At 43.7% G+C, this 12057-nt stretch carries 9 protein-coding genes; 6 read left to right on the top strand and 3 right to left on the bottom strand.

Going from position 1 to position 12057, the window contains the following annotated elements:
- Nucleotide 1: 1 nt before the first annotated feature.
- The 3 genes from ESB13_RS12355 to ESB13_RS12345 all read right to left on the bottom strand — a co-directional run bounded on the left by ESB13_RS12355 (nucleotide 2) and on the right by ESB13_RS12345 (nucleotide 5116).
- The gene (locus ESB13_RS12355; protein WP_220399667.1) at nucleotides 2–3325 is read right to left on the bottom strand and encodes a SusC/RagA family TonB-linked outer membrane protein; all 3324 of its coding nucleotides are present in this window, start codon (nucleotides 3323–3325) and stop codon (nucleotides 2–4) included.
- An 82-nt stretch (nucleotides 3326–3407) separates the two neighbouring features.
- The gene (locus tag ESB13_RS12350) at nucleotides 3408–4463 is read right to left on the bottom strand and encodes a FecR family protein (protein ID WP_164974193.1); all 1056 of its coding nucleotides are present in this window, start codon (nucleotides 4461–4463) and stop codon (nucleotides 3408–3410) included.
- A 98-nt stretch (nucleotides 4464–4561) separates the two neighbouring features.
- Nucleotides 4562–5116: an RNA polymerase sigma-70 factor gene (locus ESB13_RS12345; RefSeq protein ID WP_129003701.1), complete on the bottom strand. Its 555-nt coding sequence runs from the start codon at nucleotides 5114–5116 to the stop codon at nucleotides 4562–4564.
- Nucleotides 5117–5305: 189 nt separating this feature from the next.
- Between ESB13_RS12345 and ESB13_RS12340 the strand changes: the two genes are divergently transcribed.
- From ESB13_RS12340 to ESB13_RS12315, 6 genes are all read left to right on the top strand, one after another.
- Nucleotides 5306–6220, top strand: coding sequence for a hypothetical protein (locus tag ESB13_RS12340; RefSeq protein ID WP_129003699.1), 915 nt, complete (start codon nucleotides 5306–5308; stop codon nucleotides 6218–6220).
- A gap of 57 nt (nucleotides 6221–6277) precedes the next feature.
- Nucleotides 6278–6700, top strand: coding sequence for an energy transducer TonB (locus ESB13_RS12335; protein WP_220399666.1), 423 nt, complete (start codon nucleotides 6278–6280; stop codon nucleotides 6698–6700).
- Between the two features lie 211 nt (nucleotides 6701–6911).
- Nucleotides 6912–8057, top strand: coding sequence for a hypothetical protein (locus ESB13_RS12330; protein ID WP_129003695.1), 1146 nt, complete (start codon nucleotides 6912–6914; stop codon nucleotides 8055–8057).
- A gap of 192 nt (nucleotides 8058–8249) precedes the next feature.
- Nucleotides 8250–9272 (top strand): hypothetical protein, encoded by a 1023-nt coding sequence (locus ESB13_RS12325; protein WP_129003693.1) that lies wholly within the window; start codon nucleotides 8250–8252, stop codon nucleotides 9270–9272.
- Nucleotides 9273–9376: 104 nt separating this feature from the next.
- The gene (locus ESB13_RS12320) at nucleotides 9377–10663 is read left to right on the top strand and encodes a hypothetical protein (RefSeq protein ID WP_129003691.1); all 1287 of its coding nucleotides are present in this window, start codon (nucleotides 9377–9379) and stop codon (nucleotides 10661–10663) included.
- Between the two features lie 108 nt (nucleotides 10664–10771).
- A complete protein-coding gene (locus ESB13_RS12315) occupies nucleotides 10772–11947 on the top strand; it encodes a tail fiber protein (protein WP_129003689.1) in 1176 nt (391 codons plus the stop codon).
- Nucleotides 11948–12057 lie beyond the last annotated feature (110 nt).

Raw genomic sequence — 12057 nt, 5'->3', positions numbered from 1 at the left:
TTTAGAATTTAATGTCAACGCCAAATGTGAAGATCTTAACCTGGGGATAGTAGTTGCCCGCGCCTAACGACACGCCATCTGTAGCGCCCGCGTCAAAGTTGATCTCAGGATCATATCCCTGGTAAAATTTGGTCTTAGTGAAAAGGTTCTGGCCATTTACATATACAAACGCATTCTTTAATCCTATTTTATTTAACACGGCTGCCGGAACTTCATAGCCCAACTGAACGTTCTTAAGACGGAAATAGGCGGCGCTTCTCATCCACAACGTGGAGTTTTGCGTGTTGTTGGTAGAGGTGACGGATACTCGTGGTAAAGCCGCATCCCTGTTTTCCGGCGTCCAGTAATCTAATTGCCATGGCTTAACAGCGCTGGAGTTGGCAGCAGGGATCACATAATGTGCATTTAAATAACCATCAACTTTCGCTACACCCTGTACAAAGGCGCTTAAACGAAAACCTTTCCATCCCAGATCAAGGTTGCCTCCATAAGTATATCTCGGAATGGTGCTGCCAATGATTGTTTTATCAGCATCAGTGATTTTACCATCAGGTATTGTTTTCCCGTTTGCATCAAGTGCGCCGGCAAGATCTTTGAATCTTACATCGCCGGGTTTTAAAGTGCCGATCTGGGTTGGGCCGGCATTAATTTCATCCTGCGTCTGGTATAAACCATCTGCTATATATCCGTAAATAGAGTTAATGGAAGACCCTTCCTGCTGGCGAAGTAAATCGCCCGAGGTTTGCCCTTTCATATCCACTATTTTGTTCTTTACATCAGACAGGTTGAAGCCTACCCCTAACTGGAAATCTCCCCACTTGTTATCGTACCTGGCGCCAAGTTCCCAGCCTTTATTACTTACCACCGCTGCATTCTGGTAAGGAGAAGCCAGGCCGGTAAGTTGCGAAGTGTTTAACTTAAGCAGAATGCCATTTGTCTTTTTATCATACCAGTCGAATGTTACCGATAATTTGCTGAACAGGTTGGCATCTAATCCAATACCCTTCATCTCGGTTTCTTCCCAGCGAAGATTGGCATTCGATAAGGTTGACTGCGTAATCATCTGGTAAATGTTGCCCCCCATAGAAACGCTGCCTAACGATAATGCCTCTGCAAAAGGATAATAAGAAGAACCAATGTTCTGGTTACCCAGCTTGCCCCATGAAGCCCTGACCTTCAGCATCTTTACAGCAGGAGCTAAGCTACGCCAGAAGTTTTCTTTCGATATAACCCATCCCGCAGAAAAAGAAGGAAAGGTTGCCCATTGGTTGGAACCACGGAAACGGGAGGTGCCATCACGTCGTATATTGGCCTCTACCAGGTACCTTCCCTTAAAATCATAATTAAAGCGGCCAAAGGCAGACACAAGTATCCACTGGTTCTGCAAGCCGTTATTGTCTTTCGTAGCATTGTCTGCACCCGCAGTTAATTGCTCATACGAATCGTACACAAAATCTTTTCTGTAACCCGACAATAACTTCTCATCATACGTTTCCCGGGATGTTCCGCCCATCAGACTGAAATTATGCCCGCCAAAGCTTTTCTGAGCCGATGCCTGGAACTGGTAAGTGCCATAGAAATATCTGTATGCCGATTCTGTTAACTCTGTGGAAGTATTACCTGCGCCCGCTTCAGAGCCATCAGCATAATACGTCATCACACTTTTCCTGAACAGGTGAACATTGCTGGTAAGATAACGTGGCGCAAACATACCCGTAAAAGAGAGCCAGTCTGCTGGTTTATAGTTGATGCTAAGATTGCCATAGAACTCCAGGTTATTCGCCTTGCGGTTACCGCCATCCTCGATGTATCCTACCGGGTTGATTTTTACCCAGCCGTCCGACCAGCGCGCTCCATTGCGGATGGGAATATTCGTAGGCATGCGTCCCAGGTAATTCCAGATGGTGCCTTCATCCGCAATCTGTTTCCTGTTTTTATTGGTAACAGCTACATCTGCTTTAATATAAAATCGCTTACTTGGCGTTATATCCAGGTTGTTGCGGAAGATATATCTTTTAAAATTGGTGTTTTTAATAATGCCCTCCTGGTCTACATAACTCAAAGAAGGTGTGATACGAATAATGCCGCTATTCGCAGTTAATGAAATAAAATGATGCTGCATCATACCGCTTCCCTGTAGAATAGCGTCCTGCCAGTCATAATTTTTAGGATCAGCCTCATATTTCTTTCTGAAATCTTCGATGTCTGCATCACTGTAAATTTTGGTGCCGTTATCGTTCATACTCGCATCGTTGAATACGCGCATATAAGTCAATCCATCCGTAACCTTGGGAATGGCGGTGGCTTTTTGTTTACCAACAAATCCCTTGTAGTTTACTGATAGCTGGTCTTTACCTCTTTTGGTAGTGATCAGTATAACGCCATTAGCTGCCCTTGAACCATAAATAGCAGAGGATGCCGCATCTTTTAATATCGAGATAGATTCTATAAGATTAACATCCACATCGTCTATAGAGCCGGCTACCCCGTCAATAATGACAAGTGGACTACTGCTCGAACCTCCGAATGAATTAATGCCTCTTATTCTTATTTGAGCGCCATCGCCACCGGGAGATCCTGTCTGCGAAGTAACCGTAACACCCGGAGCAAGACCCTGCAGTGCATTGGAAGTAGATGTATTCGGTCGCCTTTCAATCTGGTTGCCATTGATAACAGAAACAGAGCCGGTAACATTCGCTTTCTTTTGAGTGCCATAGCCAACTACCACCACCTCGTTCAGTGCATTATTTACATTTTTTACAGAAACGTCCATCACCACAGGCGTCAGCCTGGTAATACGAATGCCTGCCAGTTGCCTGGAAGTATAATTCAGGTGATGTATTTGCAACGTATAGCTGCCGTCTTCCAGCGCTAAAGAATAACTGCCATCTTCTCCAGTGATGGCATTGGCGTTGCCAGCTTTAACCGAGGCACCCGCTACAGGCAAACCTGTTTCTTCATCGGTGACGATACCGCTGATGGTTCCGGGCTTGGGGGCCGTTTTAACAGGCGTGCGGTTCACCGGCGGCACGTACAAAAATACAAGACCATCCTTTTGTGTCCACCTGACAGGCGTGCCTTCGCAGATCTTATCCAGGATCTGCGGTAAGCTTTGATTGGTAAAAGACTGGCTGATTTTTTTGCCGTATAAACGTGCATTGGCTTCTGTATAAGAAAAGCTGAAGCCTGAGAGCCTTTCCAGTTCAGCGCAGGCCTGTTGTAAGGAAGCGCCTTTGAACTGTACAGAAATTTTCTTGTACCCATCCTGCGCGTAGGATGCCATAGTACATAGCAGCAATAACAGTAAGATTACTGGTTTGCCCATTCGTCTTTTTTGCATACTTTTAAAACTTGTTTTATGGTTGATAGGGAACGGTCAATGGATTGCCCTCCACACCGTTCAGAAACTATTTAGCAGTTCCGCTTTCTAACAAAGCGGAACTTTTTTTTATCCATACAGTATCACCTTTACGGCTGCAATGAACCCCAGCCGTCATCGACAGCACCTGTAAAGCATCAGGTAGCGATCTTCTCCGCAACACGGTAGTGATCCGTTCTTTTGCAAGCATATCATCGCTGAAGCGGATTTGTATATTGTAATAACGCTCCAGTTGTAACGCCATCTCCTGCAAGGTTGTATTCCTGAAATGGAGGATCCCTTTTCGCCAGGCCCCGATTAAATCAGGAGCTGTATTACCAAACCGGATGGCAGCCGTAGCCGTGTCGTAATACAGGCATTGGCTGGCTGTTAAAGGAGAACGGCTTGTCACGGTATGGGAAGCTGTTTGCTGTAACACCTCTACTTTCCCTTTGGCAACCGCCACAGCAATAGCAGCCTGCTGAGGATGATAAGAAATATTGAACTCGGTACCAATATCAACCGTAGTTAAACGCCCCGTAGTAACGGTGAAAGCAGGCCCTTCGCGGTGCTGTACAATAAAATAGGCCTCACCTTGTAAGTATAGTTGCCGGTTCTTAGCAGGATATCCCTCGTTATAACGCAGTGTAGAAGCGGGTCCCAGGTATACCATCGATGAATCTGGCAGCATCACCTCGCTAACCTTTCCAGGCTTGGTGGTTAAAGTTTTCCATTGCGTAGCAACAACTGCCTCCTGTGTCGGGCCATAAGAATGATATAACAACCATCCCGCCACCGCAACTACGGCCACACAAGCCGCCGCCGCCACACCCCGCAGCCCCCTCCATTTCCGTAGGGTAACAACAGTCGTTTCAACCTGCTGCCCGGTAGCAACCCTGAACCTTTGAAACTGGTCTGCAACATCCGGAGTTACCGCTACCGGAATAGCAGCCTGTCGCAGCCAGTCCTCATGCAAAAACGCTTCAAGACTTTCTTTATACTGCGGCGCTTCAAAGTATTGCTTTACCTGTTGTAGTTGCCCGGGAGTACAATCCCCTTTAAGATAAGTTGTTAATAATTGCCTGTCTATTGGTTGTTGCTGCATGAATCGGGACATATTACATACAGCATACACAAGCCGGGTGCTTTACCCCTATCGGTAACAATTCGTTAATATGGGAAGCTGCAGGCTAATAGAGGAGCTTACAGTATAATACTGGTGAGATATTGTGCCATTGCCAGCCGCAATTGCTTCAGCGCCGCCGAAAGTTGATTTTCCACGGTCTTGGGTGAAATGCCAAGCCGTTGGGCAATTTCGTTATAGGTGAGATTTTCATTGCGGTGCAGCATGAATATGGTCTTTCGTTGGGCGGGTAGTACGGCTACACTCTCGTGATAAACATTTTCAAGCTCTTTAAGTAACAGGGGATCATAATGCTCATTTGCCGCCCCTTCTGCCAGGTTTTCCAGCGAAAGCCATTCATTTATTTTCACCCGCAATTGGTTGATCATGCGGTTGCGGGCCATGGTAAACAAGTAGTTTTCAAAAGTATTACTATCCCGCAGGGCTTCTTTCTTCTGCCACAGTTTGGTAAGCACCTCCATGGCCATATCTTCTGCGCCGGCCTCAGATTTGATATAGCGCACCAGGTAACGCTTGAGTCGCGGGTAGTAATGATAGAATACCGCTTCAAAAGCAGCTTCATTTCCCTGCATCCAATCCTGCACGCTGTCTTGTATATGCATTGGCCGCTCCATAGCAGTTGACCTGTTAAGACCTGCAAAATACCCGCGCCATGTGAACTGAATGTTAAGCCCATTCCTTTATTCATCCCATCGTAGGCCATAGAATCATACCATTGCATACCTTGCTGCGCAAAACACGAATACAGCCGGGCTACAGATTTTTATTACCTTGCCGGTAACTCAATAACCTAAACCTTTACTATGAAAAAAGTACTCAGCCTGGTGGCTTTCTCTTTTGTCATTAATACCTCTTTTGCTCAGGAAGCAGAAACCTTACACAGTGTCACAGGTAGGGGGAACAATACCCTTAATTCAATAAGGGTGACCGGTGATTTTAATCTTTCAGGCGGTCCGGCGGCAGAATTGTATTATAGGAATAATGTTACTTACTTATCATCTTACGATAGGTCTAATTCTATCTTGAAGCCGTTAGTTTTTCAATCGGAATACTCAAATTTTCCAAATGGAAGTGTTGGAATTGGTATCGGTAATGCTGCACCTGCTGCACAGTTGCAGGTAGGTGGGAGAATAATAGTTTCAAGTCCTGAATATCTTTATGGGCAATTGCAGATTTTAAACCCTCTTGATGGTGAAGCTTCTTTTACGCTTGCATGTAACGGAACCGGCAAGGTTATATCAAGAACCTCTTATGCAAGGCAATGGACCATCGGTATAAATGCTTATGCCTCTGGGATGAATAATTTAGCAATAACCAATCCGGTAACCTTGGAAAAGGGCTTTGTCTTTAGTTATGACGGCAGGCTGGGGATAGGAACCAATAACGTTTCTGACGCAGGTTACCGTCTGTTTGTAGAAACCGGTATCCGTACCAGGAAAATAAAGGTAGATCATACTACTTGGGCCGACTATGTCTTCGACTCCTCTTACCAACTTGCTCCGCTTTCCTATGTTGAACAATTCATCCAGGAAAACAAACACCTCCCCGAAGTCCCCTCCGCCGCCGAAGTAAAGAAAGACGGTCTCGATCTCGGTGACAACCAGGCTGTTCTTCTAAAGAAGATAGAAGAGCTTACCCTCTATATCATCCAACAAAACAAGAAAATGGAACAAATGGAAAAGCGGTTGGCCGAAGTAGAATCAAAACAATCAAATTAAATGACAATTGTCAGCCCAATCAACAGTAAATTGCCCGGATATGAGTATCTTGGTACTATGAAGCTTCTATACTGTATACTATTTTTTATAGGGTTCCATCAACTGCATGCACAGGACACGCTTCCGGCGAAACCCGTCACAAGAGCTGATTCGGTTGGCGCTAAATTTCCGGGAGGAGATGCCGCTTTCAGGGAATTTTTAGCGAAACATCTCCGGAAAGAGGTGGCTGCTAAAAATGGGGCGCCTGTTGGTTTGCATAAAGTTGTGGTAGCCTTTCTGATTGAAAAAGATGGAAGTGTTTCTGAAGTTAAAATATTGGAAGACCCGGGATATGGAACGGGAGAAGAAGTGATGCGTGTTATAAAAAAGAGCCCGCGCTGGTTTCCGGCTACCATACAAGGCAAGCCTGTACGTTACCGGCAGCGCCAGTCCATAAGTTTCGCCGTGTCGGAAGATGGTAGGGGAAAACGTAATAGGTAATAATACCATATGCGTGGTCTATGCACCGACACGCAACTCGTCAATCACTGAAAAGAGCATGATTAACTATGTTCATGTGTCTCGCTACGGTCCTTCCTGAATTCAAACGGACGCTACTTCGCTGAAATAATTACAAATATTAAAAATGCCCCGTACTTCTGCCGGGGCATTTTTTTATATTACCGTCAATTCAATAACCTAAACTCTTACTATGAAAAAAATGATCGGCTTATTGTTTATGATTATTCTATCCAGCTATTCTTTTTGCCAGGAAACCTTACAAACCGTTGCCGAACGTGGAAATACGTTTCTGGTTCCCCAGGCCGAAGGGGTTTCTTTGGGTGTAGGCCGCTCGATGGCTTCCGGACAATCATCTTTCCTCGGGTGGCGGCACAATTCGGGTGCACCTTATGGCTACATTGATACTTATGACGGCGGAGCGCCTTTTGTATTGCAACCCTTCACAGGAAGGGTCGGTATAGGTGCAACTATGCCAAACGAAACGCTTCAGATAGGTAATTCCAACAATGGTTACAATCATAAAATAGCTATCCCCGGCATGTATAATTTTGAAAATTTAAAAATAGGGCAATTCGGAAATGGAGCATCTGCAATTGAGTTTGTAAATCATGTGGATATGTTGAGTTCTTACGGAATCAAGCTTACAACAGACGTAGATGATGCACTAGGATTTCAAATAAAATATGCACCTGTGGTTTCAAGCTATAGTCAGCTGGTGTATCGTCCTGGGCTGATTTTGACTTCAGATGGTAACGTTGGTATAGGAACAACTTCTCCTAACAATACGCAGGGATGGCAGAAGGTGTTGGATCTGCATGGCGATGTCAATGCCAAGTTGCTGGTGACAAGTAATTCGGTTAAAACAGGCATCTTCTCCCATAATATCTGGGGTGCGGCAGCCGGTAGGATAGGAACAGAATCAGCTCACCCATTGTATTTGATGGCAGGTTACGGAAACGACGCTGTGGCTATTCTTCCCAATGGAAACGTCGGCATAGGCTCTAAAGAGCCTGGTTCTTACAAATTAGCTGTTGAGGGGACGATAGGCGCCCGCAAAATAAAGGTGACGCAGGAAGCCTGGGCCGACTATGTCTTCGATTCTTCTTATCAACTCCCATCGTTATCACATGTTGAAACCTTCATCAAAGAAAACAAACACCTCCCCGAAATCCCTTCTGCCGCCGAAGTAAAAAAAGACGGTCTCGATCTCGGTGATAACCAGGTTGTACTCCTTAAAAAGATAGAAGAGCTTACCCTCTATATCATCCAACAAAACAAGAAAATGGAGCAAATGGAAAAGCGGATGACTGAAATGGAAGCTAAACAATCAAAATAACCTGGTAGATTGATATTATTGTTCCTTTTGTTGTAGAGCTACAACTTCTTGCAGAACTGCTCGACATGATAATTGTCATACCATGAATGCATAGAAATCCTATTTTCTCTGAAGTGTTTTCATAAAATGGCCTGAGTGTTTTACACCAGGCTTTTTTATATTGCCAGAAATTCAATAACCTAAACTCTTACTATGAAAAAAGTAGTCAGCCTGCTTGTATTTTCCCTTGCCTTTCATTTTGCATTTTCTCAAACTCTTCAGAGCGTTACTGACTTAGATAATAAAACGAGCAACGCCTTGAGGGTAACGGGAAGTAATAATCTTATTGGCGGCCCCGCACTGGAATTGTATTACCATGAAGGTAGAGGAAGTGTGGTATCCCACGATAGGCAGACAAACCAATTTAAGCCTTTATATATAGAAGCTCTTACAACAAGCATTTTGAACGGAAATGTTGGCATAGGTACAACCGCCCCGGCATATAAGCTGGATGTAAATGGTGAAGCAAATATTGCAGGAAGTGCTTTTGTTCATTATAGCCCGATGGATATTAAACTGAAAGTAGGAGCCGAAGGATTCCAGGTATTTAATTATTCCGGAACTACGCTCAAAAACCTTTTATTAAATCCGATGGGAGGAAATGTAGGTGTAGGAACGAGTAATCCGGGTGAGAAGTTCGAAGTAGCCAACGGTAAAATTCGGATATCAAATGGCAATGAAATATATTTCGCTAATACTGGTAATAATACCATTTCTTCTGTAGATCCAACAACATCAATATTGCAACCTCTTTCTTTAAGAGGAGCTACTGTTTGCCTGGCGCCCGATGGCGGTAATGTGGGAGTAGGAACGCCGAATCCCCAGAGCAAACTTGCAGTGAATGGAAATATAACAACAAAAAAAATAAAAGTCACTCAAATAGGATGGGCCGACTATGTTTTCGACTCCTCCTATCAGTTGGCTCCCCTATCACATGTAGAAAAATTCATTCAGGAAAATAAACACCTTCCCGAAGTCCCCTCCGCTGCAGAAGTAAAAAAAGATGGCCTTGACCTCGGCGATAACCAAGCCATTCTATTAAAGAAGATAGAAGAATTGACCTTATATATTATCGGTCAAAACAAACAAATTAGCCAGCAAAACAAAAAGATAGAGCGTATGGAAAAACAGATTGCTGCATTGCAGGAAAATCATCCAGATACTAATAATCACTAATGTGGTTTAACTTCTTATTTTATTTCGTATTAGTGGTAAAAGAACTTCCTGAAGAAGGTTTTTACCACTACCTTGCCTGCATCTAATAACCTAAACCCTTTACTATGAAAGAAGTCATCGGCCTTGTAATCTTCTTCTTTTTCTTCAATTCCTCTTTTTCTCAAACAGGTGAAACATTACAAAGCGTGACAGATAGAGGAAGTACAACGGATAATATTATTATAGCGAACGAATTCACCTCTAACGGTCAGTACGCTGGGTTCAATTTTAAAGATCGTAATATTTCTGGTAGGCTATGGACTTGGTATTCAAGAGATGCCAGTGCACGGCTTTTTAATAGTGCGGTCATAAGTGATTTACTTACAATTCAAGAAAATGGCAATGTAGGAATTGGTACCTCGTCTCCTGCTTATAAGCTGGATGTCAATGGTAATGGGCGAATAGGGTCAGTTCATCTCAATAATATTGTATCTGGGCAAGGCGCCTATGTTAGCTGGAATGATGATGGAGGTGGGGGGATGACTTATTTTAAAAATCAAAGAGGTCAGGGTGGTGGCGGATTCTCGTTTCAGGAAAGTACAACGGATAATGTTAGGACGGATCTTATGCGGATTTCCAGCAATGGCAATGTGGGATTAGGAACAATCTCTCCTGCTTATAAGCTGGATGTAAACGGGGATGCAAGTATTGCTACAAATGCCTACATACATTACGCTCCTGCTGATTTGCGAATGAAAGTCGGTGCAGATGGGTTGCAATGTTTTAATTTTTCAGGAAGTATCCTGAAGAGTCTTCTTTTGAATCCTGCTGGTGGAAACGTAGGTATCGGCGTGGCCGATCCGGACCAGAAATTAACAATTAAAGGAGGTGGCATCGGTTTTGATCATAATTCTGCTGATAAAAAACTTTATTCACCAGCCGACGGAGTTCTGGAATGGATGACACACAATAGTGCTGGTGAGCGTGCATTTGCTGTAAGTCATCAAGGGCAGAAGGTAGTTTATTTAAGTACATTTGGTAATAGCTATCTCAATGGCGGAAATGTTGGAATAGGTACATCTAATCCGCAATCAAAGCTTGCTGTAAATGGAACAATTACTACTCTTAAAATCAAGGTAACCCAGGAAGGGTGGGCCGATTATGTCTTCGATTCCTCCTATCAGCTAGCTCCTCTTTCCCATGTAGAAAAATTCATTCAGGAAAATAAACATCTCCCCGAAGTTCCCTCCGCTGCAGAGGTAAAAAAGGAAGGCCTTGATCTCGGAGATAATCAAGCTATTTTATTAAAGAAGATAGAAGAATTGACCTTGTATATTATCAATCAAAACAAGAAGATTGAGAGCCTGGATAAGCAAATAGCCGAACTAAAAGAAAATCAGAGGAAATATTAACTGTTACTGCTGCTGTCTGATTGCTTTCTCTTAACCAGCTGTAAACACTCTGTCTATAGGCCATACTTTTGCTGCCTTACCTGCAATTCAAAACCTAAACTTTTTACTATGAAAAAAATGATCAACCTGCTGTTACTCTTATTTGCCTTTAATCACTCTTTTTCTCAAACGCTGCAGACAGTTACTTCCAATGGTAACAGTACATCAAATAGCATAGAAATATTAAATGGTGCCTACTTAAATGTCAATAGTGGAAATATTTCCGTCGGGGATGCCAAGGTTTCTCTTAACGCTTTTGGCAATCATTTAAATGGGGGATATGCGTTGATTCAACCTTCATATCATGCAGTAGGCTATAATATACCGTTGGTGTTGAACAGCCAAGGCGGTAATGTCGGTATAGGAACAACCTCTCCTGTTTATAAACTCGATGTTAATGGTGATGCAATTGTAAGGGGGGAATGTATAAGTAGCAGGTCTGGAGATGTTGGAGGGGCGCTAACTCTTTCCAATGCCGCAAAAACAGCCAATGGTACCGCAAGTTCATGGCGGTTATTCAACATGACTGGCGTCTATGGAAATAGTCTTCAATTCTGGGCCTATGATAACCAGGGATGTGGAGGCGGGTTATGCCATAGCCGCTTAACGCTGATGGATAATGGCAACGTTGGCATAGGAACAGCTTCTCCTGCTTTTAAGCTCCACGTAAACGGGGAAGCAGGATTTTCAGGCGCCCTCTACACAAGTAACGCGGAAGGTTTAAGAGTTACTAACCCAAATGGTTATATTTCTGGCTGGGATAATACAAGTACTGTTCGCACCGGGTATCTTCAATTTAACACCGGGACTAGCGTAGTGTTAAATGCAGAAAATGGAACATTTCTTAGTTTTAATACCGGAATTGCTGAACGTATGAGGATCAAGCCGAATGGGAATGTAGGAATAGGGACTACAAATCCCATGGAATACAAACTAGCCGTTGAAGGCACGGTTGGCGCTCGCAAAATAAAAGTAACCCAGGAAACCTGGGCAGACTACGTTTTTGATGCTTCTTATCAACTCCCATCGTTATCACATGTCGAAAGCTTCATCAAAGAAAACAAACGCCTCCCCGAAGTTCCCTCCGCTGCAGAGGTGAAAAAGGAAGGCCTTGATCTCGGAGATAATCAGGCTGTACTCCTTAAAAAGATAGAAGAGCTTACCCTCTATATCATCCAACAAAACAAAAAAATAGAGCAAATGGAAAAGCGGATGGCTGAAATGGAAGCCAAACAATCAAAATAACTTGGTAATTGTTATGTCTCGTACGCGATAGAAACGAGGTGGCTGCCGGAATTTACTGGTTTTTATTGTTTTTATTCAGTTTGGGCGAGCTATGGGACTCATAAAAGTAA

The sequence above is a fragment of the Filimonas effusa genome, assembly GCF_004118675.1.
Lineage (GTDB): Bacteria > Bacteroidota > Bacteroidia > Chitinophagales > Chitinophagaceae > Filimonas > Filimonas effusa.
The sequence above is the reverse complement of the archived record's forward strand: the minus strand, read 5'-3'. Positions and strand labels throughout refer to the sequence as shown.

Coding starts and splice junctions, on each gene's coding strand:
- ESB13_RS12355 (WP_220399667.1), bottom strand. CDS start 3,325: ATGGGCAAACCAGTAATCTTACTGTTATTGCTGCTATGTACTATGGCA.
- ESB13_RS12350 (WP_164974193.1), bottom strand. CDS start 4,463: ATGCAGCAACAACCAATAGACAGGCAATTATTAACAACTTATCTTAAA.
- ESB13_RS12345 (WP_129003701.1), bottom strand. CDS start 5,116: ATGGAGCGGCCAATGCATATACAAGACAGCGTGCAGGATTGGATGCAG.
- ESB13_RS12340 (WP_129003699.1), top strand. CDS start 5,306: ATGAAAAAAGTACTCAGCCTGGTGGCTTTCTCTTTTGTCATTAATACC.
- ESB13_RS12335 (WP_220399666.1), top strand. CDS start 6,278: ATGAAGCTTCTATACTGTATACTATTTTTTATAGGGTTCCATCAACTG.
- ESB13_RS12330 (WP_129003695.1), top strand. CDS start 6,912: ATGAAAAAAATGATCGGCTTATTGTTTATGATTATTCTATCCAGCTAT.
- ESB13_RS12325 (WP_129003693.1), top strand. CDS start 8,250: ATGAAAAAAGTAGTCAGCCTGCTTGTATTTTCCCTTGCCTTTCATTTT.
- ESB13_RS12320 (WP_129003691.1), top strand. CDS start 9,377: ATGAAAGAAGTCATCGGCCTTGTAATCTTCTTCTTTTTCTTCAATTCC.
- ESB13_RS12315 (WP_129003689.1), top strand. CDS start 10,772: ATGAAAAAAATGATCAACCTGCTGTTACTCTTATTTGCCTTTAATCAC.